Annotated in this window: 17 protein-coding genes; 7 read left to right on the forward strand and 10 right to left on the reverse strand. The window is 66.6% G+C overall.

The features are described from left to right. The first annotated feature begins 16 nt into the window (after positions 1-16). Together ACUXVE_RS11830 and ACUXVE_RS11835 are read left to right on the forward strand one after the other, a co-directional pair. Positions 17-913, forward strand: a complete 897-nt coding sequence (locus tag ACUXVE_RS11830) for a siderophore-interacting protein (RefSeq protein ID WP_445514458.1) — start codon at positions 17-19, stop codon at positions 911-913. Positions 914-990: 77 nt separating this feature from the next. Then, positions 991-1,383: a hypothetical protein gene (locus ACUXVE_RS11835; RefSeq protein ID WP_025877073.1), complete on the forward strand. Its 393-nt coding sequence runs from the start codon at positions 991-993 to the stop codon at positions 1,381-1,383. A 120-nt stretch (positions 1,384-1,503) separates the two neighbouring features. Here the strand turns inward: ACUXVE_RS11835 and ACUXVE_RS11840 are convergent, their stop codons facing one another. The 4 genes from ACUXVE_RS11840 to ACUXVE_RS11855 form a co-directional block, all read right to left on the reverse strand. Continuing rightward, entirely contained in the window at positions 1,504-3,468 is a 1,965-nt protein-coding gene (locus ACUXVE_RS11840; RefSeq protein ID WP_222388579.1) for a M2 family metallopeptidase, read from the reverse strand. 537 nt (positions 3,469-4,005) lie between these two features. After that, positions 4,006-5,655 (reverse strand): phosphoethanolamine transferase, encoded by a 1,650-nt coding sequence (locus tag ACUXVE_RS11845; protein WP_445514459.1) that lies wholly within the window; start codon positions 5,653-5,655, stop codon positions 4,006-4,008. Further along, positions 5,652-6,404, reverse strand: coding sequence for a phosphatase PAP2 family protein (locus tag ACUXVE_RS11850; RefSeq protein WP_445514460.1), 753 nt, complete (start codon positions 6,402-6,404; stop codon positions 5,652-5,654). The genes ACUXVE_RS11845 and ACUXVE_RS11850 overlap by 4 nt, the downstream gene beginning before the upstream one ends. A gap of 112 nt (positions 6,405-6,516) precedes the next feature. Then, entirely contained in the window at positions 6,517-8,220 is a 1,704-nt protein-coding gene (locus ACUXVE_RS11855; protein WP_093818627.1) for an ArnT family glycosyltransferase, read from the reverse strand. 132 nt (positions 8,221-8,352) lie between these two features. On the opposite strand from ACUXVE_RS11855, the gene ACUXVE_RS11860 reads away from it, so the two are divergent. Beyond that, a complete protein-coding gene (locus ACUXVE_RS11860) occupies positions 8,353-9,063 on the forward strand; it encodes a response regulator transcription factor (RefSeq protein WP_093818626.1) in 711 nt (236 codons plus the stop codon). Then, complete coding sequence (locus ACUXVE_RS11865; RefSeq protein WP_222388583.1) at positions 9,053-10,333, forward strand: sensor histidine kinase; 1,281 nt, start codon at positions 9,053-9,055, stop codon at positions 10,331-10,333. The genes ACUXVE_RS11860 and ACUXVE_RS11865 overlap by 11 nt, the downstream gene beginning before the upstream one ends. An 87-nt stretch (positions 10,334-10,420) precedes the next feature. Here the strand turns inward: ACUXVE_RS11865 and ACUXVE_RS11870 are convergent, their stop codons facing one another. After that, the gene (locus ACUXVE_RS11870; protein WP_445514461.1) at positions 10,421-10,810 is read right to left on the reverse strand and encodes a VOC family protein; all 390 of its coding nucleotides are present in this window, start codon (positions 10,808-10,810) and stop codon (positions 10,421-10,423) included. Positions 10,811-10,966: 156 nt separating this feature from the next. Here ACUXVE_RS11870 and ACUXVE_RS11875 point away from each other — a divergent pair, with 156 nt between their 5' ends. Further along, positions 10,967-12,217 (forward strand): DUF819 family protein, encoded by a 1,251-nt coding sequence (locus tag ACUXVE_RS11875; RefSeq protein ID WP_025877087.1) that lies wholly within the window; start codon positions 10,967-10,969, stop codon positions 12,215-12,217. Between the two features lie 173 nt (positions 12,218-12,390). Beyond that, complete coding sequence (locus ACUXVE_RS11880) at positions 12,391-13,533, forward strand: DUF3103 family protein (protein ID WP_222388584.1); 1,143 nt, start codon at positions 12,391-12,393, stop codon at positions 13,531-13,533. 335 nt (positions 13,534-13,868) lie between these two features. Here ACUXVE_RS11880 and ACUXVE_RS11885 read toward each other — a convergent pair whose 3' ends face one another. Together ACUXVE_RS11885 and ACUXVE_RS11890 are read right to left on the reverse strand one after the other, a co-directional pair. Then, positions 13,869-14,093, reverse strand: a complete 225-nt coding sequence (locus ACUXVE_RS11885; protein ID WP_025877091.1) for a YbdD/YjiX family protein — start codon at positions 14,091-14,093, stop codon at positions 13,869-13,871. Next, positions 14,093-16,174, reverse strand: coding sequence for a carbon starvation CstA family protein (locus tag ACUXVE_RS11890; protein ID WP_093818622.1), 2,082 nt, complete (start codon positions 16,172-16,174; stop codon positions 14,093-14,095). The genes ACUXVE_RS11885 and ACUXVE_RS11890 overlap by 1 nt, the downstream gene beginning before the upstream one ends. Before the next feature lie 269 nt (positions 16,175-16,443). On the opposite strand from ACUXVE_RS11890, the gene ACUXVE_RS11895 reads away from it, so the two are divergent. After that, positions 16,444-17,295, forward strand: a complete 852-nt coding sequence (locus ACUXVE_RS11895) for a pirin family protein (RefSeq protein WP_093818620.1) — start codon at positions 16,444-16,446, stop codon at positions 17,293-17,295. Positions 17,296-17,520: 225 nt separating this feature from the next. Here ACUXVE_RS11895 and ACUXVE_RS11900 read toward each other — a convergent pair whose 3' ends face one another. From ACUXVE_RS11900 to ACUXVE_RS11910, 3 genes are all read right to left on the reverse strand, one after another. After that, on the reverse strand, positions 17,521-17,979 hold the full coding sequence (locus tag ACUXVE_RS11900; protein WP_093818619.1) for a hypothetical protein: 459 nt from the start codon (positions 17,977-17,979) through the stop codon (positions 17,521-17,523). Between the two features lie 196 nt (positions 17,980-18,175). Next, positions 18,176-18,895: an aquaporin Z gene (aqpZ, locus tag ACUXVE_RS11905; protein WP_445514462.1), complete on the reverse strand. Its 720-nt coding sequence runs from the start codon at positions 18,893-18,895 to the stop codon at positions 18,176-18,178. A 121-nt stretch (positions 18,896-19,016) separates the two neighbouring features. After that, positions 19,017-19,880, reverse strand: a complete 864-nt coding sequence (locus tag ACUXVE_RS11910) for a pirin family protein (RefSeq protein ID WP_049427674.1) — start codon at positions 19,878-19,880, stop codon at positions 19,017-19,019. Positions 19,881-20,387 lie beyond the last annotated feature (507 nt).

The following is a 20,387-nucleotide window of genomic DNA, read 5'->3' on the forward strand; positions in this document are numbered from 1 at the left end:
CGCATGAGGTACCCGCATGGCTGCGCAGCAGACCTACCGCCTGTTCGAGGTGGCGCTGAAGGAGCGCCGCGTTCTTTCTCCTTCCCTGGACCGCATGGTGTTCACCGGCGCCGACGTGGCGCACATGAAGACCGAAGGCCCGGACCAGCGTATCAAGGTGTTTTTCCCTTTGCCCGGCCAGGACGCGCCGGACGTGCCCAGCGGCGAAGACTGGTATGACCGTTACCGGGCACTGCCCGATGAGGCGCGGCCGCCGATGCGCACCTTTACTCTCCGCCAGCTGCGTGCCGGCGAGTGCGAGGTCGACGTCGACTTCGTGCTGCATGGCCAGACCGGACCGGCCTCGCGCTGGGCCACGCATGCACGGCCGGGCGACCGCGTGGTGCTGCTGGCCCCCGATGCCGACTGTGCGGACAGCAGCGAGGGCTGGGAATGGAAGCCGCCAGCCGGGGTAGGCCAGGTGCTGCTGGTGGCCGATGAGACCGCGTTGCCGGCGGTGGCCGGCATCCTCGAGGAACTGGCCGGGCTGGCCGATCCGCCGCGCACGCTGGCCCTGCTGGAGATCGCCCAGGCCGGTGATGCGGTGCCATTGAAGGCCCCGGCTACGGCCGAACTGGTGTGGTTGCCACGCGGGGAGCAGGCCCATGGGCAGCGGTTGCTGCAGGCGGTGCAGGCGCGGCTGGCGGCGGCCGCGACCGTCGCCGGGGCTGCCGAGCTGGACGACATCGACGTTGATGCGCAGATCCTGTGGGAGCAAGCGGACGCCAGCGCGGACGGCGCGCTGTATGCCTGGGTAGCGGGCGAGGCCGGCGCGGTGATGGCGATCCGCCGGCATCTGCTGAAAGACTGCGGCCTGGATCGCCGCGCGATCACCTTCATGGGGTACTGGCGCCAGGGGCGGGTACTGGACTGAGCCGCTACCGCATCGGCGTGAACCGGCATGCAGGGGGTGTGGGTTATCCTTGCGCCCCCGCAATGCAAGCCCCACTGATGTCGACCTCTTCCAAATCCCGCCGCGACCAGCGCCGTCGCCAGGAACAGCAGGCTGCCAACAAGGCCGCCGCCACTGCCTCGCCCGTCGAGCCGCACGCCGAGCTGCGCGACACGCAGCGCACGCTGCTGGCCGGCATCGTCCGCCGCGACGGCGAATGGGTGCTGGGCATGGATGGCCGCATCGCCGGCCAGAGCGAAAGTGCGGCCCAGGTGCTGGCGCTGATCATGCAGGCCGGTGAGCTGCACGAACGGCAGGGCACGCCCGTGCGCTTGATTTACTCGGATGCGCTGCGCGATGCGGCGCAGGCCGAAGCCAACGAGAAGGGGCAGACCTTCGAGGAATTCAAGGCCGCACTGGCTGCGCAGCTGGCGGCGAAGAAGAGCAACTGATCCTCATTGCGGTAGCGCCGGGCCATGCCTGGTGGCTTTTCATTACGCCGCTGCGCTCGCCGGGCACGGCCCGGCGCTACCGAAAGGGAAAGGGCGGATCCTCGCGGATCCGCCCTTTTTTCATTTCGCTGCCGGTGCCGCGCTGGCCTGCCAACCGCACATCTGGCCTTCGTTCTGCTGCTTCAACCAGGCATTGACCGGGCTGAAGTACTCGATCATCGGGCCGGCATCGAGCTTGTCCGAGCCGGTCAGTTCCTTCAGCGTGGCCTGCCACGGCTGGCTGGCACCCTTGCTCAGCATCGCCCAGTATTTCTGGCCGGCTTCCTTGTTGCCGTAGAAGGTGCACTCGTGCAGCGGGCCCTTGAAGCCGGCGGCATCGCACAGGCCCTTGTAGAACTGGAACTGCAGGATGCGCGCCAGGAAGTAGCGGGTATATGGGGTGTTGCCCGGCACGTGGTACTTGGCACCCGGGTCGAAGAATTCCTCGCCACGGGCGCTGGCCGGGGCCACGCCCTGGTACTTGGCCTTCAGGTCCCACCATGCCTTGTTGTAGTTGTCCGGGGTGATCGAACCATCGAACACGCCCCAGCGCCAGCGGTCGATCATCAGGCCGAACGGCAGGAACGACACCCCCGACAGCGCCATGCGCATCTGGTTGTTGATGACCGCTTCGCGGCTCTCGGTCGGCGCGTCGACCAGCCCGATCGAGCTGAGGTACTTCGGCGTCATCGCCAGCACGATGGTGTCGCCGATCGCTTCATGGAAGCCATCGTTGGCGCCGCCCTGGAACAGCGGCGGCAGCGGGTTGTAGGCCAGGTCGTAATAGATGTGGCCCAGCTCGTGGTAGATGGTGGTGAAGTTCTCTTCGTTGGGCTTGATGCACATCTTGGTGCGCACATCGCCTTCCATGTTCATGTCCCACGCACTGGCGTGGCAGACCACGTCGCGGTCATCGGGCTTGATGAACTGGGTCTTGTCCCAGTACGACTGCGGCAACGACGGCATGCCCAGCGAGACGTAGAAATCCTGTGCACGCTCGGTCATCTGCTTGGCGGTGCGCAGTTCGGCCTCGCGTTGCGCCTTGTACTGCGCGGCTACGTTCGCATCCTTGCCGGCCTTGGCCAGCGCCGCGCTCAGGTTGGTCTGGTACTGCTTTTCCAGCGCTGCAGTGATGTCCAGGCTGCCGGCGCCCGGGTACGGTTCCAGCTGGTCCCACAGGTTGGACCAGTCCTGCTGCCACATGTTGCCCATCAGGTGCGCGGCGATCAGGCCGTTGCCCACCTCGGCCTTGTCCTTGCCGTAGGTCTTGTCCAGCTTGCCGCGCGCGTAGCAGTGCAGCTGCTCGTACATCGGCTTGACCTGCTCCCACAGGCGATCGGTTTCCGGGCCGATCTGCTCCGGCGGCATGTCATAGCCACTGCGCCACATCTGCCCGGCATCGGTGAAGCCCATGCCCTTGGCACCTTCATTCACCAGGCCGACGAACTTCTGGTAATCACCGCGCATGCTCCTGGTGGTGCTGTGCCAGCCCTGCCAGGCATCGAGCTGCTGGTCATAGTCGCGGCTGCGCGCCAGCACCTGCTCCAGTTCGCCCAGCTGGCGGCAGGAGTTGGGATCGTTGGCGTCGGTGCAGTACTTGCCTGCGCCGTAGCTGCCTTCCATGCGGGTGGCGATCTGGGTCAGCTCGGCCAGCTTGGCCGGGTCGCGCGGCGCCGGCATCGACGACATCAGCTTCAGCAGATGGATCGCGCGCTTGCTGTCTTCGCTCATCGGCTTGCCATCGAACTTGCCGGCCTGCTCGATCCAGCTGTTGAGCTGGGTCAGCGAACGCTCGTTGGCCTTGGCCGCGATGCGCTCTGAATCGCTGTTGATGTAGGTGGAGGACAGCCACTGCGCCGAGGTCATCTCCGGGTAGGCCGCCTTGAATTCGGCATTGATGCGGGCCACGAACTGGTCAGCGGTTTCGCCGGCCGGTGCGCTGCTGCTGGCGGTCTCGGCGCCTGGGGTGGGTTCCTTCTTGCAGGCGGCCAGGGCCAGCGTGGCGGCGGCGATTGCCGAGGCCAGCAGGAGATGACGGTGTTTCACGGGCGGTCCTTGGGTGGTGAACGACCGCCGAAGGCTAGTGGGCAGGCGTTGCCACCGCAAGTGGCGGAAGTCGGCCGGGCGGCGCCCGGGGACCGCGACATCGCATGCGCGCTGTCGCTCCCACGCTTCGCTGCGCGAAACGTGGGCCCCACTTACCCGCTCCCAGACCCCCGCCGCTTCGCGGCCGCCCCCTGACTCAGGGGGCTTTGCCCCAGACGCAATTCGGTGATGGCAGTAGATCCACGCCATGCGTGGATGAGACCTGTCAGAAATCGAGACTCAAATTCGGATCCGACCCCGTGCCGACCAACGGTCGGCACCCACCAACAGCAGCGGAAATCTGTCGAAGGCGGGGTGGGTCCGGTGGCGGGAGTGTCCGCGGCATGGATGCCGCGGCCAAGCCCCCATGGACGGGTTTACGGCGTCTCCCGCCACCGGACCCACCCCGCCATCCCTCAGGAAACCCGCTTCTGCGTCTGCTTCGGCTGTTGCTGTTGCTTGCAGCAGGTGCACGGCTGCAAGCCCTGCCGAACAACTCTAACTCTCGCAGTTGGCGAACAGGTCGCGATCGCGCTCGTACAGCGAGGTCTTCACCTGCATCAGCCCCAGCACCGACGGGAACAGGTTGTCGTGGTCGGTGTAGCTGGCCGAGCGCTTGCGCACGCACTGCAGGTCCAGTCCACGGCTGCTGGCGAAGCCCGGCGAGAACCACATCGTCATCGGCACCCGGGTCTGCTCGGCCGGTGCGATCGCGTACGGCACACCGTGCAGGTACAGGCCCTTTTCGCCCAGCGATTCACCGTGGTCGGACAGGTAGATCATCGCCGTGTCGTAGTCCTGCAGGCCCTGCAGCGTGCCGATGGTCTTGCTCAGGAAATGATCGGTGTACAGCACGGCGTTGTCGTAACTGTTGGTGATCTCTTCGCGCGAGCAGCGACCAATGTCCTGGGTGTCACAGGTCGGGGTGAAGCGGCGGAAGGCGGGCGGGTAGCGCTCGAAATAGGCCGGGCCATGGTTGCCCAGCTGGTGCAGCACCACCACCCGATCACCCGGGCGCGCACGCACCTGCGTCGCCAGGTCCTGCAGCAGGATCTCGTCCATGCAACGGCCATCGGCACACAGCCCCGGCGTGGTCGCGTCCGACAGCGACTGGAAGTCCAGGCCCTCGCATACGCCCTTGCAGCCGGACTGGTTGTCGCGCCACAGCGGCGCGATGCCCGCGCGGTTCAGTACATGCAGCAACGACTGGTGCGCACGGATCTTCTTCTCGTCGTACTCGTGGCGTCCCCAAGGCGAGAACAGGCAGGGCAGCGAAACCTCGGTGCTGGTACCGCAGGAGTGCATGTCCGGGAAATTGACCACCGCCGCCTGGGCCAGCTCCGGCGTGGTATTTCGGCCACCATTCAGGCCCCAGTTCTGCGCACGCACCGTTTCGCCCATCACGATCACCAGCAGGCGTGGCTTGCTGGTCGCTGCGCGCGGGGTCGCCTTGGCATCGGTACCGATCGGCAGCTTCGGCGCGCGCTGCACCGGGTTGTCGCCGCGCAGCGCACGTGGCAGCCCCAGCAGCACATTGGCCGGCGTGGCCAGGTAGCGCACTTCGCGCTGGTTGCGCATCAGCGCCGACACATCCTGGAAGGACACCAGCGCGCCGCCGAGTGCGGTGGCCGCAGCGACCAGCAGGAAGCCGATGCGCCATAGCAGGCTGCGGCCCCAGCTGCGGCGGCGCAGGTCAACGCGCCACAGCACCACCATCGGCAACACAGCCAGCAGCAGGACCGGCCACAGCAGCGACACCGTCATCAGCTCGCGGCTTTCCTTGGGGTCGGTAGCCAGCACGTTGCGCAGCATGTCCGCATCCAGATAGATGTGGTAACGGCTCATGTAGTGCGCGGCAAACGCGGTGACCAGCAGCAGCACGCTGACCACCACCTTGGCATTCCAGCGCCACACCAGGATGCCCAGCAGCACACCGTGCGCGCCCAGCAGCAGCAACAGCAGCGAGAGTGCATAGCGCAGGCTGCCCGGATGGCTGGCCATGGCGCTGTGCCAGAACAGGCCATTGCCGGCCACAGCGAAGAACAGGCTGGTCAGCACGATCAGTGCTTCGGTGGACAGCTGCGGCCGCCATGCGCGGATGCTGGCCAGCGTGGGTAGACGGAAGGAGCGTTGGACCGTTGCGTTCATGCAATCGCCTCCTGGCGGGTCGAGCGATCCAACTGGTGGCGGACCATCAGGTACAGGCCCAGCGACAGCAGCCAACATATCAAGGCGGTGGCAACGTCATGCGAAAGGAAGTGGGCGCCGCGCAGCTGCTGGCCGATGCCGAACACCAGGCCGCTGCCGAGGCCGATCCACAGCCCGGCCCAACGCCAGGCCGGGCGCCACAGCAGCGCGAAGAAGTACAGGCACATCCACGCGTATCCCGCACTTGCGTGGCCGGCGGGGAAACAGGCGCGGGCGGCCATGCCGGCCGGGCGGCTGCTGAAAAGGCCGACGAACGGGTCGTGTCCGCCATAGCGCAGCAGATCCCATGGGCAGTCCATCGGCACCAGCGACTTCAGCAGCGAGATCAGCCCGGTGCCGAGTGCCACGGCCACCACCACGTACAACAGCGCCCACCGCAGCGGGCGATCACGGCCGCGGCGCCAGTGGTGGAAGCACAGCAGCATCGCCACCAGTGCTGCAGCGGTGCTCAGCCACTTGCCGGCCTTGTGCACCACCGAACGCGTCAGCCACGCATCCTGCAGCGCCCAGCGCCCGCCTTCCAGCCGGAACAGGTGGTCGGCCAGCCACTGGTCGCCCCCCAGGCCCATCAACACGGTGAACACCGCAACGCCGATAGCAGAGGGCAGCCAAAGATGGGTAACGGCAAAACGCGACGCGAGCAGCGAGGGCGCAAAGGAGACTGCCGAGACAAGAGGGCGAGCGGGCATGCAGGGAAGGGGCCGTTACGGGAATCCGCAGCCATGCTCGTCACTGGCATGTCGGAGAAGGGTCGTACACGCGTTCGCGCCGGGTTAATCCGTGCCCGGCGCGAATCATCATTCAGTCTTCTTCGTCGTTGGCGCCTGCACGCTCGGCATGGCAGGCCGCATTCCAGGCGGTGCCCGGAAGCAATTGCCAACGATTGCGATTGGCAACACCGATCTCGATGACCTGGGTGGGATCGACACAGGGGCTCATGGCCTTGTCCAGCACCAGCAACCAGCGCTTGTCCGGCGCCTCGGCCAACCAGGGACCGGCGTCGTGCCACTGCTCTGCCCACGGCCGCTTGAAGCCGAACTCGCGCACCGGCCGGTCGGCCTGCAGCAGGTTCTGTTCGCGCCAGGCCACCAGCGCCAGCTCCGCATCGGGACCGATCCGCGTGCCCACCCGGCGCATTACCGCCGACGCCGAGGCGTAGGGGTCCAGCGCCGGTATCAGCACCAGTCCGTACAGCATCCACAGCAGGCCGTGGGTGAGCAGCACCAACGTGGCCGCGCGTCGTGTCCGCAGCCACACCGCCAGCGTCGCCACGGCGATGGCGAAGGTCAGCAGGCCATCGCCGAATACGGGCAGCAGGGTGTCGGGCATCGCCCGCCGTGCCAGCTGCGCCTGCGCCCAGGGGCTGTCGGTCAGCATCATCACGCCAAGCACGCCGGTGGCCAGCATCAGCAGCAGGCTGTAGCCGAACAGGTAGCGGCGCACGCACGGGCGACGCAGCAGGCCGGGCAGCAGCGGCGCCACCGCCAGTGCCATCGCCGGCAGCATCGGCAGCACGTATACCTCGCGCTTGCCGGGGCTGGCAGTGAAGAACAGCAGGACCAGCGCGGCCCAGCCCAGCAGCAGCCACTGCCGCTGGTCGCCGCGACGCAGCCGGCGCCACCACGGCGTGACCATCAGCGGCAGCAGCAGCGCACCTGGCAGCCACAGCGTGGCGATCACCTGCAGGTAGTACCAGGCCGGCTGGCGATGGTGCCAGGCGTTGGCATAGCGGGTGCCGGTCTGCTTGAACAGCAGCTCGTGCGCGTACGACTGCAGCGATGCGCTGGGTTCGTGCAGCAGCGCCCAGCCCAGCGGCGCCAGCCATACCGCCGTGCCCAGCAGGAAGGCCGGAATCAGCCACAGCAGGCTGGCGGGGTGGGGGCCGTCCACCCGCTGGCCGCGACGGCGCTGGTACAGCCGCCAGCCCAGCCAGGGCAGCACCATCAGCAAGGGCAGGAAGCCCACCCCCTTGGTCACCGTGCCGACGCCGGCGGCGAAGCCCGCCAGCCACAGGGCCGGCAGGTTGCGGCGCTCGCAGAGATGGCGCAGCAGCCCCCACAGGGCCAGCGTGGTCATGCCCACCAGCACCATGTCGATCTGCGCGCGCTTGGCCATCAGGCCGAACTGCAGGGTGCAGAACAGTGCGCCAAGCGCGTACAACGAATGCCGTGGCGACCATAGACGGCGTGCCAGGTCAGACACCAGCCACAGGCTGAGCAGCGCGGCCAGCAGCGACGGCAGCAGGAACGACCACTGCCAGCTGCCGACCACCTGGTGGGCGGCGGCCTGCAGCCACATGAACACCGGCGGCTTCTCGGCGTACAGCTCGCTGCCCCGGTGTGGCAGCAGCCACTCGCCGCTCTCCACCATGGCGCGTGCGGCCAGCACGAAGCGTGGTTCGTCCGGTGGCTGCGGCTGGCGCATGCCAAGCCCGGCCGCCAGCGCCATCACGATCAGCAGCCACAGCAGGGGAAGGTGCCAGCGACGGGGCAGGGCTACGGGCACGGCAGGCTCCAGGAGCAAAACGGCCATTCTGATGAGAGGGGCGTGGGAAAGCCGTCGGAGCCGCCGTGAAGGCGACCGCATTCCGACATCCACGGCGCTACCATGGTGGCACTTCCCGTGGATGTTTCGTGCATGCGCCTGTTGGTGATCGAGGACAACCGCCAGCTGGTGGCCAACCTGTTCGACTATTTCGAGTCGCGCGGGCATGTGCTCGACGTTGCCCCGGACGGCATCACCGGCCTGCACCTGGCCGGCAGCCACCCGTATGACGCGGTGATCCTGGACTGGATGCTGCCACGCATGGAAGGCCCGGAGGTGCTGCGCCGGCTGCGCGCCGAGCACGCCTCGGAAGTGCCGGTGATCATGCTGACCGCACGCGACGAACTGCCGGACAAGATCGCCGGTTTCCGGGCCGGTGCAGATGACTACCTGACCAAGCCGTTCGCACTGCCCGAGCTGGAAGTGCGCCTGGAGGCGCTGCTGCTGCGCGCGCAGGGCCGCAATCCACGCAAGCGCCTGCAGGTGGGCGACCTGGTGCTGGACCTGGCCAGCCTGGAGGCGCAGCGCGCCGGCCAGGTACTGCACCTGTACCCGGCCTGCCGCAAGCTGCTGGAAGTGCTGATGCGCGCCAGCCCGGGCGCGGTCACCCGGCAGCAGCTGGAATTTGCCCTGTGGGGTGACGAACCACCGGACGGCGACCTGCTGCGCTCGCATGTGTACGAACTGCGCCGCAGCGTGGACGGCCCCTTTGCCGACAAGCTGATCCACACCCTGCCGCGGGTGGGCTACCGGTTGGCGTCCACCGCAGGCGCGGACGCACGGAACGATGACGATGGCGCGTAAGCCCGGGCCGCTCTACCGCCGGGTGGTGTGGTGGCTGCTGGGCTACCTGGCGCTGATTTCGCTGGCGGTGTTCAGCGTCGGCAACTACGTGCACGAACACGCCGAGCACGCGGCGTGGCGCGCGCTGCTCAATTCCGAACTGGACAGCATCGTCGAGCACACCGAGCACGAGCCGCACTATCGCTGGCAGGACTCGGACACGCTGAGCCTGTTCCGCTTCAACCAGGCCAACTTGCCCGCCAGCCTGCGCACCCTGCATCCGGGGTTGCATGACGGGGTGATGATCGGCGAGCGCGAGACGGCGGTGATGGTGCGCGATACCGGCTCGATGGGGCGGGTTGCGTTGGCCCTGGACATCTCCGATTTCCACGATCTGGAACAATTCGCAACGCGCTGGGTGATGCTGGCCGGCATCATCATGATCTTCGTCACCGTGTTGATGGCCTCCTTCGGCATGGAGCGCATGGTGCGCCCGTTGAGCCTGCTGGCCCAGCACATCGGTGCACTGCGGCCAGGCGTGCAGGGCCAGCGCATTGACGTCGATCCGCGTGGCAGTTCCGAGCTGCACACCATCGCCGATGCGCTGAACGATTACCTTGATCGCAACGAGCAGTTCGTCGAGCGCGAACGGGTGTTCATCAGTACCGCAAGCCATGAACTGCGCACGCCGATCGCCGTGATGACCGGTGCCGCCGAACTGGCGCTGGAGCAGCCCGGCCTGCCTGAGCGCGCACGACAGCAGATGCAGCGCGTGCTGCGTACCGCGCAGGGCGTTGAGCAGCTGATCGAGCTGCTGCTGGTGCTGGCGCGTGATCCCGCTCGCCTGGCTGCCCGTGCCGAGCGCATCGCGCTGGACCAGCTGCTGCCGGAGATCGTCGACGACCATCGCCACCTGCTGGGCGACAAGGACCTGAGCATCGGCATCCAGGCCGCGCCGGTCGACATCGTCGCGCCGCTGGCGGTGGTGCAGGCAGCGATCGGCAACCTGCTGCGCAATGCCATCGAGAACAGCGGCCGCGGTCATATCGAGCTGCGCCTGACCTCGGCAGCGGTGTTGACCCTGCAGGATCCCGGCCATGGCATGAGCCCGGAGGAGATCGCAGCGATCCACGCGCGGATGGCCCGCGGTGGGCGCGGCGACCGCGGCGGCATCGGCCTGGAGCTGATTGCGCGGCTGTGCGAGCACCTGGGCTGGACCCTGCAGCTGCAGCCCTGCCAGCCGCGCGGTACCCTGGCCTCGCTCGACTTTGGTACATCGCGGCCAGGCTGACCTGTCCCTCGACCAAGGTCGACGCCTACCAGGCAATGGCCGCGTGCGTTCTGGTAGGCGCCAACCCTGGTTGGCACGCTGGCCGTGTCACCGCCCCGTTGGCCGCGCCACGTGCTGGTCGATCAGGATCACGTTGCCATCGGGATCGGTCAGCTGCAGATAGGCCGGACCTTCGCCATCGGGATCGGCACGCGCCGTGAGCTCGATGCCCTTGGCGTCCAGCTCGGCCTGCACCTCACGCACGTCCTGGAAGGACGCCAGTTCCTGCTTGTGCTGGTCCCAGCCGGGATTGAAGGTGAGCAGGTTGCCCTCGAACATGCCCTGGAACAGGCCGACCACGATGCCATTGTTGCGCAGTACCAGCCAGTTCTGCGCCGCATCACCACCGGTCACCGAGAACCCCAGCGCTTCGTAGAACGCACGTGAGGTGGCCAGGTCCTTCACCGCCAGGCTGACTGAAAAAGCGCCGAGTTGCATGGGGCAGGCTCCAGTAAGGAATGCAGCGATTCTCGGCAGGCCCACGCGCTGCCGCAAGCAGCGCAGCATGACCCTGCGTGAAGACTATGTTAATTTCGACCCGCGCCGCTTATGCGGCGCTTTTCTTTTCCGCTCTTTCGATCGACAGAGGATCCCATGCCGACCGAACCCGCTACTGCCCTGATCAGCAACGACATCGTTGGGCTTGGTCTGATCGCCGCCACCCTTGCCCTGATCTTCTGGGCCGCCAGTGGCCCGACGCCCCTGCTGAAGAAGATCTTCGCTTGGGTGCCTGCACTGCTGCTGTGCTATTTCATCCCCGCCATCTACAACACCGCCGGTGTCATCGATGGCCACAACACCTCGCTCTACAACCCGGTCGCCCGCGATGTGCTGTTGCCGGCGGCCCTGGTCCTGCTGACCCTGTCGATCGACCTGAAGGGCATCGCCAAGCTGGGGCCGAAGCTGCTGCTGGTGTTCTGCGCCGGCACCGCCGGCATCATGCTCGGCGCAATCGTCTCCTTCCAGGTGATGAAGCTGATCCATCCGGAAACCGTGGCTGGCGACACCTGGGCCGGGATGGCCGCGTTGGCCGGCAGCTGGATCGGCGGTGGCGCCAACATGGTCGCCATGCGCGAAGTGTTCGGTACCGATGCCACCACCTTCGGCCAGTTCGCGGTGGTCGACGTGGCCTGCGCCAGCCTGTGGATGGCGATCCTGTTGTTCATGGCCAACCGCGCCCAGCAGATCGATGCACGCAACGGTGCCGACACCCGCGCCATCGATGAGATGAAGGCGCGCATCAGCGCTTACGAGGCACAGAACGCGCGCATCCCCAGCATGACCGACCTGATGGTGATCGTCGGCGTGGCACTGGGCGGCGTCGGCCTGGCCCATGCCATCGCCGCACCGCTGTCGGGCTGGTTCAAGGCCAATGTCAGCTGGGCCAGCCAGTTCAGCCTCGACAGCCAGTTTGTGTGGGTGATCCTGCTGTCCACCGCGATGGGCCTGACGCTCAGCTTCACCCGTGCACGCCGGCTGGAAGCGGCAGGCGCTTCGCGCCTGGGCACCGTGTTCCTGTATTTCCTGATCGCCTGCATCGGCATGCAGATGAACCTGTTGTCGCTGCTGGATCGTCCCTGGCTGTTCCTGCTGGGGGCCATCTGGATGGCCACCCACGTGCTTGTGCTGTGGATCGTGGCCAAGCTGGTGCGTGCGCCTTTGTTCTTCTTCGCGATTGGTTCGCAGGGCAACATCGGCGCCGCCGCCTCGGCACCGGTGGTGGCGGCAGCATTCCATCCGACGCTGGCGCCGGTGGGCGTGCTGCTCGGTACGGTCGGTTATGCCACCGGTACCGGCCTGGCGTATGTGACCGGGCTGATCCTGAAGTGGATGGCCAACGGCTGAGCCCCCTCGCGGCCAGCGACGGAAATCAGGAACGGGCAGCGCCGAGCCCACGCTCGGCTGCTTTTCGCCGCACACTGCCGGAACTGTGCGGCACATACCGGAACGTATGGCGCGTGCGTCGTAGCGTGGGAAGCTCCTGCCGGGGTTGCCGGCGACGTTCGATGGGGCCGTCGATGACGAAGCAATGGAGGTTTCGGGTTTCCGCACTGGTGCTGTTGCTGGCCAGCACGGGGGCCTTCGCGCAGGGACAGGTGAGGGCCGGCGGCGCCGATGTGCAGGTGCTGACCGATGCCGGTGCGCGCGAGGTGGCGGCACTGATCGCCCAGCCAGGGTTCGCCGATGCAGTGCGCAGCTCGCTGCATGCGGCGCCCGAGCAGGGCGTGCCGGTGCAATCGTTGATGGGCCGTTTCGATCCGCAGGCGCAGACGCTGGCCAGTGCATCGCTGGCTGCCGGCGATCGCCAGCTGCGCCAGCGCAAGGGGCTCCCGGCACAGGGGCAGGGGCTGCTGCAGCTGCGTGCGTACGTGCCCGAGGGTCACTCGCTGGCGGCCATCAATGTGCATCCGCTGTGGGTGGCCAGTCTGCCGCGTGGCAATGATCGCGACTGGACCACGATCACCGCCTACGATGCGCAGGGCCGCGCGCATGTACTGGATGCGAAACGGGCCCCGGACTTTCCGGTGCTGATCGTCGACGTCGACACGCGGCGTGCCGTGCAGGAGGGCATGGCCCTGGTCAATGCGGGGCTGAAGGCCCGCGGCCTGCAATCGCCTGAACGCATCCAGCTGTCGGCTGACGGTACGCAGGCGTCGCTGGATATCACCCGCCTGGACCGCATCCGCCTGGCCGACGACCAGGAGCCGTGGGCGCTGGGGGCAGCCGAGGTGTTCGCTGTTGTTTCCGGTCTGCAGGTGGGCGCCACCGCACCGGAGATGGTCACCGTCGACATGCCGTACCTGGACTACGACGGTACCGACTACACCCCGCAGCAACCGCTGATCATCTGGGGCAACTATCGCTTCAACGCCGCCAACGTGCAGCTGTTCGAAGATGATGGCGATACCAACTACCAGGAACTGCTGGTGGCGCTGAGCAACGGCGTCAAAGCCGCGCTGGGCGCCTTCGCCCCTGAGTATGCCGTCATCGCCGACATCGCAGGCGCGATCCTCAAGGCCATGCCCACGTCGTGGTTTGCCAATGACATCGACTATCTCGACAGCTACTACCTGCTGCAGCGCGGCCAGGCTTACCAGGACCGCATGGGCGCGGCCAACAACGCCAAGGTCACCCTGACCCCGATCACCCTCACGGAGTAGTCCCGCCGGGCGGGGCCCGCAACTGCCGGCATCCACGAACAGAAAGGGGCCTGATCCGTTCTCCAGGGAAAACGGATCAGGCCCCGGATGATTCGCACCGTCACCGGAAATCTGTCAAAGGCGGGGCGGTGTGGGCTTGCAGGACCGTTGGCGCCATGGATGGCGCCATCGAGCCCCCATGGACGGGTTTACGGCGTGTCCTGCAAGCCCACACCGCCCCGCCAAACCCACAGAACCCCAGAGCCGACGCTCCAGCAGTTGCGGTTGCAGTTGATGTTGCCGTTGCCGTTGCCTCTGCGGGCGCCGGGCTGCAAGCCCGGCACCCACCGGAAACCTCAACAGCAGCGACCACCGTTGCGCCCGCCATACCGCGCTTCCTGCCGCTCGCGGAAGAACGTCTTGTAGTCCATCGGCTCGCGGTCCGGATGCTTCTCCCGCACATGCCGCACATAGTTGTCGTAGTCGGGAATGCCGCAGCACAGCCGCGCCGTCTGCACCAGGCGTCGCCAGATCCGGCGATGCGCCTGGTACTGCCCCACCGGAACCAGTTGTGTACTCATTACAGGTCCACCATTTCATGCGGCTTCAGCGCCACGTAAGGGGTCTCGCGGTCGCTGCGCTGCGGATTGCGGCGCGCCGCCACGATCGTCTTGATCGAATACACCAGCACCGACGCCACCACCAGCAGGAACAGCGCGGTCAGACCGGTGTTGACGTAGGCATTGACCACGATCTGCTGCATCTGCGCGACCGACTTGGCCGGTGCGGTGATCGTGCCGCTGGCCAACGCGTCCTGGAACTTGTGTGCCTGTGCCAGGAAGCCCTGCGCCGGATTGCTGTCGAAGATCTTGATGAAACCGGCATAGGTGGTGCAGATCAGCAGCCACACCGCCGGCACCGCGGTGACCCACGCGTAGCGGTCACGCTTCATCTTGAACAGCACCACCGTGCCCAGCATCAGCGCGATGCCTGCCAGCATCTGGTTGGAGATGCCGAACAACGGCCACAACGTCTGGATGCCGCCGAACGGATCGACCACGCCGGTGTACAGCAGGTAGCCCCACAGCGCCACGCAGCCGGCAGTGCCGATGATGTTGGCAGTCCACGACTCTGTCTTCTTCAGCGCCGGCACGAAATTGCCAAGCAGGTCCTGCAGCATGAAACGACCGGCGCGTGTACCCGCATCCACCGCGGTGAGGATGAACAGCGCTTCGAACAGGATGGCGAAGTGGTACCAGAACGCCATCATCGCGTCGCTGCTGCTGGGGATCGCTTCATGCAGGATCTGCGCGATGCCCACCGCCAGGGTGGGTGCACCGCCGGCACGATGCAGGATGGTCGGCTCACCGATCGCTGCTGCCGTGGCGGTCAGCTGTTCGGGGGTGATGGTGAAGCCCCAGGTGTTGGTGATGTAGTGCGCGGCCGAGGCGGCATCGGCACCGATCACCGCCGCCGGGCTGTTCATCGCGAAGTAGATGCCCGGATCGATGATCGAGGCCGCCACCAGCGCCATCACGGCCACGAACGATTCCATCAGCATGCCGCCGTAGCCGATGTAGCGCATGTGCGCTTCATTGGCCAGCAGCTTGGGCGTAGTGCCCGAGGAAATCAGTGCATGGAAACCCGACACCGCGCCGCAGGCGATGGTGATGAACAGGAACGGGAACATGCCGCCCTTCCACACCGGGCCGTCGCCGCTGGCCGCGAACTGGGTCAGCGCGGGCATCTTCAGTTCCGGCATCACCACCAGGATGCCGATGGCCAGCGCGATGATCGTGCCGATCTTCAGGAAGGTCGACAGGTAGTCGCGCGGTGCCAGCAGCAGCCAGACCGGCAGCACCGAGGCGACGAAACCGTAGCCGATCAGCATCCAGGTGATCTGGGTGCCGGTGAAGGTGAACGCCGGGCCCCAGGTCGGGTCTGCCGCCACCTTGCCACCGAACCAGATCGCGGCGAGCAGCAGCACCAGGCCCACCACCGAGATCTCACCGATCCTGCCCGGCCGGATGTAACGCATGTACACGCCCATCAGGATCGCGATGGGCATCGTCGCGATCACTGTGAACATGCCCCACGGGCTTTCCGCCAGTGCCTTGACCACCACCATCGCCAGCACGGCCAGGATGATGATCATGATCAGGAAGGCACCGAACAACGCGATGGTGCCGGGCACCTGGCCCATCTCCTCGCGCACCAGGTCACCCAGTGAACGGCCGTTGCGGCGGCTGGACAGGAACAGGACCATGAAGTCCTGCACCGCACCGGCCAGCACCACGCCGACCACCAGCCACAGCAGGCCGGGCAGGTAGCCCATCTGCGCGGCCAGCACCGGTCCGACCAGTGGGCCGGCACCGGCGATGGCGGCGAAGTGGTGGCCGAACAGCACGTGCTTGTTGGTCGGTACGTAGTCCAGGCCATCGTTGTTGATCACCGCCGGGGTGGCCCGGGTCGGATCGAGCTGCATCACCTTGTCGGCGATGAACAGGCTGTAGAAGCGGTAGGCGACCAGGTACAGCGATACCGCTGCGACCACGATCCACAACGCGTTGATGTGCTCACCGCGCCGCAGCGCCACCGTGCCCAGGCAGAACGCGCCGAGCAGGGCGAGGGCCGCCCAGCCTATTTTGGAAAAACCTTTCATGAGGTGCTCTCTCCCGGAAAGACAGGCAAAGAGTCCCGCGTGCCCCTGGCAGGGTCAATGTGCACGGGACCATTGTGCGGTAGTACTTTGGTCGTACATGTGTGTGGCAGGTGGCGATGTTCCCTCGCAGCCGACAACGCAGGCGCTGCCGGCGTGCGGACATGACGTGCAACGAACATCAGGAATGGAACAATCGGTTGCGACGGCATCCATTGGCGTTGCGCGCTGCAGCGTCCATTTTTACCGGCATCCATCCAACAGGAGTCACCATGAGCCTTCCCGAGCCGGTCCGCGTCCTGCGTACCATCCGTGGCATGCCCACCTCCGACGGTGCCGGTGTTCGCCTGACCCGGGTCATCGGCGGCTCCTCGCTGCCCGACCTCGATCCGTTCCTGCTGCTCGACGAATTCGGTACCGATCGCGCCGAGGACTACATCGCCGGTTTCCCAGAGCATCCGCATCGTGGTTTCGAGACCGTCACCTACATGCTCGATGGCCGCATGCGGCATCGCGACAATCACGGCAACGAGGGCCTGCTGACCCCGGGCAGCGTGCAGTGGATGACGGCCGGCCGTGGCCTGGTGCATTCGGAGATGCCCGAGCAGGAAAGCGGGCAGATGCGCGGCTTCCAGCTGTGGGTGAACCTGCCGGCGCGCGACAAGATGACCGCGCCGAAGTACCAGGAATTCGCTCCCGGGAAGATCCCGGTGGTGCAGCCGGCCGAAGGCGTGCAGGTCAAGGTGATCGCCGGCACGGTCGAGGGCACGGCGGGGCCGATCGCGCAGCCGGCGACCGATCCGCTGTATCTGGACATTGCACTGGAGGCCGATCGTGCCTGGACCTATTCCCTGCCCGAAGGCCACAACGCGTTCGTCTACGTATTCGAAGGCGGGTTGACGGTGGGCGAGCAGGATGCGGCGCGCGACGTGGCGCGGCAGGAACTGGCGGTGCTGGGCGGCGGCGAGCAGCTGCATCTGTCGGCAGGCAGCGACGGTGCGCGGTTGATCCTGGTGGCAGGTCGTCCGCTTCGTGAGCCGGTGATGCGGCATGGCCCGTTCGTGATGAACACCCGCGAGGAATTGATGCAGGCCTTCGTCGATTTCCAGGAAGGCAGGTTCTGAGGTCGCGCTGCGGGCCATGCCCACAGCGCATCGGTAGCGCCGGGCCATGCCCACAGTACATTGGTAGCGCCGGGCCATGCCCACAGTACATTGGTAGCGCCGGGCCATGCCCGGCGGATGTCCAGAAGAGCCGACACGGCTGAAAGCCGCCGGGCATGGCCCGGCGCTACCGATGGAGCGGGTGGAAGTGCGGGAATGCTGCAAGGCAGTCATCCCCGCAGCGCCTCAGCGGCCGTCGGCCACGGCAGAGGGCGTCAGGTTCATGCCCTGCGCAAGCTGCTGCAGCGTGCCCAGTTCCTGGGGGCTGTCGGGATACAGCGCGATCTGCGCGTAGCGGCCCTTGTCCAGCTTGACCACGCTGATGCGGCGCTCGGCATAGCCCGGCGGCTGCTGGCCGCCCAGATCCGGCTGGTACCAGTACAACGATTCACCGGCAAAGCTGCCTTTTTCCTGGCGCAGCGAGCGGGTCAGCGGAATGCCCGGATCGCGCTGGCTGAGCATCAGGCTCAGTACCTCACGCCCGTCACTGGTGGCCGCGCGGCAGACCAGGAAGCCGGACTGTGCCTGCTGCTGCCATTGCAGGCCGCTGCTGGCGGGCAACGAAGGACAGTCGACCGGGGCCTGCGCGCAGGCAGACGACGCAACGAACAACAGGCTCGACAGAACAACAGGCGCGAACTTCATGCATCCCCCAAGGTGGCGTGTCGTTGGCACCGCCGGTGACACCGGCGGTCGAGGCATCCCATCCCCGGATGCCGTCCTGCCCGGCGAAAGCACGGGCGGATGACCAGACCTTAACGGAACGTGAGCGATCGCACAAATCGCGGTTACATCCGTAACCATTGCGGCCGAGGGGCGGCCGCAATGGCACGGTCATGGCTCAGCGGTCGTTGCCGATCCACTTGTAGGTGATGCCGCCGATCGCACCGCCCAGCAGCGGGGCGACCCAGAACAGCCACAGCTGGCCGGTGGCGCCACTGCCGGCGAAGAAGGCCACCGCCGTGGAGCGGGCCGGGTTCACCGACGTATTGGTCACCGGAATGCTGATCAGGTGGATCAGGGTCAGGGCCAGGCCGATGGCCAGCGGCGCGAAGCCCGCCGGCGCCTTGCCATGGGTCGCGCCCATGATCACGATCAGGAACACGGCCGTGAGCACCACTTCGCACAGGAATGCGGCCGCCACGCTGTAGCCGCCGGGCGACAGCGCACCATAACCGTTGCTGGCGAACGCACCGGCCTGGCTGCCATCAATGGCGAAGCCGCTGGCACCGGAGGCGATCTGCAGCAGGATGAAGCCGGCCAGCAGGCCGCCGGCCACCTGGGCGATGATGTAGGGCACCAGATCCCGGGTCGGGAAGCGCCCACCGGCCCACAGGCCCACGCTGACCGCTGGATTGAAGTGCGCACCGGAGATATGGCCGAACGCGTAGGCGCCGGTCACCACGGTCAGGCCGAAGGCCAGGGCCACGCCGAGGAAACCGATACCCAGCGGATTGCCGTCGCCACCGAACTTGGCGGCCAGCACCGCACTGCCACAGCCACCCAGAACCAGCCAGAACGTGCCGAGGAACTCGGCGGACAAGCGTTTACCCATGCTCATGTGTTGCACTCCTTTGACGGTCTAAAGTGTGATTTATGTCACATTTCAGTGATCAGCGGGTGACTGTAGCGTCAACGCCGGGTGCAGGGATACACCTTCGGATGTGTGCAACACGCGATGCTCAGTACTGGGGCAGGGGAATGAATTCCTTGTCGTCGCCGGGAATGGTGCCGAAACGTCCGGCTTCCCAGTCGTGCTTGGCCTGCTCGATACGTTCCTTGGAACTGGAAACGAAGTTCCACCACAGATGGCGCGGGCCATCCAGCGGTTCGCCGCCGAACAGCATCGCCTTCACCGGCGTCTTCGCACGCAGGCGGCCGCGCGCACCGGCCTCGGGAATCACCAGGTGCTGGGCGGGAATGTCCACACCATCCAGCTGCGCTTCGCCCTCGAGGATGTACAGCGCACGTTCGCGGTGACCATCATCGATGTCGATCTCTGCATCCGGGTCCAGGTCGATCGCCACGTTGAGCGTGTCGGCGAACACCTTGACCGGCGACTCCTCGCCATAGGCGCGTCCGGCAATGACGCGCAGCCAGGCGCCGTTGCGGCGCTGCTCGGGCAGGGTGGCGGCGGCATGGTGGTAGAAGGCCGGTTCGATTTCCTCATGCGACTTCGGCAACGCAACCCAGGTCTGCATGCCGTGGATCGGGTTGTCATGGTCGCGGTCCGGTTGCGGCGTGCGCTCGGAATGGGCGATGCCGCGGCCGGCGGTCATCCAGTTGACGTCACCGGGACGGATCACCTGGTCCGAGCCCAGCGTATCGCGGTGGCCGATGGCACCGGACCAGAGGTAGGTGACGGTGGCCAGGCCGATATGCGGGTGCGGGCGCACGTCGATGGCGGTACCAGGGTGCATGAGTGCCGGGCCCATCTGGTCGACGAACACGAACGAACCGATGCTGCGGGCCTGCAGGGTGGGCACGGCGCGGCGCACTTCCAGGCCGCCGATGTCGTGTACGCGCGGGGCGATGATGGTGGTCATGCGGGCGTTCTCGCTGGCAGGGATCAAGGCGGTCAGCATCGCATGCGGTGGTGGCGGTGACATTCCCCGTCCGGGTAACAGGGTGTTCCAGCCAACGGCGCAGCCCCTCGTGGCTGAACGCATAAAGCAGATCATGCGCTTGGCCGTGCGGGGTGGGTTCGCAGGGCACGCCGTAAACCCGTCCATGGGGGCTCGATGGCGCCATCCATGGCGCCTACGATCCTGCGAACCCACCCCGCACGGCCTTAGACAGTTTCCGTGGGCGTCCAGCCACGGAAAAGAAAAAAGAAAATCAAAATCAAAATCAAACGCCGGTCGCTTCGCTCGCATCCACGCAGAGCGTGGACCAAGCGTGTCGCCCAAGGTCGACAGCTACAGGAAATCGCGATTTGCCTACCGTCACCGGAAAACTGTCAGGGGTGGGGCGGTGTGGGGGGGGGGGGGGGGGGGCGCCCGGGGTGGCGGGCTCGAGCCAACACGGCCGGGCGTTCGGCGTGGCGTGGGCCC

Source organism: Stenotrophomonas sp. 3(2025) (genome assembly GCF_052665395.1).

What these genes read in the sequence shown, in the direction of transcription:
- ACUXVE_RS11830 (WP_445514458.1), top strand. Translation starts at nt 17, where the DNA reads ATGGCTGCGCAGCAGACCTACCGCCTGTTCGAGGTGGCGCTGAAGGAG.
- ACUXVE_RS11835 (WP_025877073.1), top strand. Translation starts at nt 991, where the DNA reads ATGTCGACCTCTTCCAAATCCCGCCGCGACCAGCGCCGTCGCCAGGAA.
- ACUXVE_RS11845 (WP_445514459.1), bottom strand. Translation starts at nt 5,655, where the DNA reads ATGAACGCAACGGTCCAACGCTCCTTCCGTCTACCCACGCTGGCCAGC.
- ACUXVE_RS11850 (WP_445514460.1), bottom strand. Translation starts at nt 6,404, where the DNA reads ATGCCCGCTCGCCCTCTTGTCTCGGCAGTCTCCTTTGCGCCCTCGCTG.
- ACUXVE_RS11860 (WP_093818626.1), top strand. Translation starts at nt 8,353, where the DNA reads ATGCGCCTGTTGGTGATCGAGGACAACCGCCAGCTGGTGGCCAACCTG.
- ACUXVE_RS11865 (WP_222388583.1), top strand. Translation starts at nt 9,053, where the DNA reads ATGGCGCGTAAGCCCGGGCCGCTCTACCGCCGGGTGGTGTGGTGGCTG.
- ACUXVE_RS11870 (WP_445514461.1), bottom strand. Translation starts at nt 10,810, where the DNA reads ATGCAACTCGGCGCTTTTTCAGTCAGCCTGGCGGTGAAGGACCTGGCC.
- ACUXVE_RS11875 (WP_025877087.1), top strand. Translation starts at nt 10,967, where the DNA reads ATGCCGACCGAACCCGCTACTGCCCTGATCAGCAACGACATCGTTGGG.
- ACUXVE_RS11880 (WP_222388584.1), top strand. Translation starts at nt 12,391, where the DNA reads ATGACGAAGCAATGGAGGTTTCGGGTTTCCGCACTGGTGCTGTTGCTG.
- ACUXVE_RS11885 (WP_025877091.1), bottom strand. Translation starts at nt 14,093, where the DNA reads ATGAGTACACAACTGGTTCCGGTGGGGCAGTACCAGGCGCATCGCCGG.
- ACUXVE_RS11890 (WP_093818622.1), bottom strand. Translation starts at nt 16,174, where the DNA reads ATGAAAGGTTTTTCCAAAATAGGCTGGGCGGCCCTCGCCCTGCTCGGC.
- ACUXVE_RS11895 (WP_093818620.1), top strand. Translation starts at nt 16,444, where the DNA reads ATGAGCCTTCCCGAGCCGGTCCGCGTCCTGCGTACCATCCGTGGCATG.
- ACUXVE_RS11900 (WP_093818619.1), bottom strand. Translation starts at nt 17,979, where the DNA reads ATGAAGTTCGCGCCTGTTGTTCTGTCGAGCCTGTTGTTCGTTGCGTCG.
- aqpZ (WP_445514462.1), bottom strand. Translation starts at nt 18,895, where the DNA reads ATGAGCATGGGTAAACGCTTGTCCGCCGAGTTCCTCGGCACGTTCTGG.
- ACUXVE_RS11910 (WP_049427674.1), bottom strand. Translation starts at nt 19,880, where the DNA reads ATGACCACCATCATCGCCCCGCGCGTACACGACATCGGCGGCCTGGAA.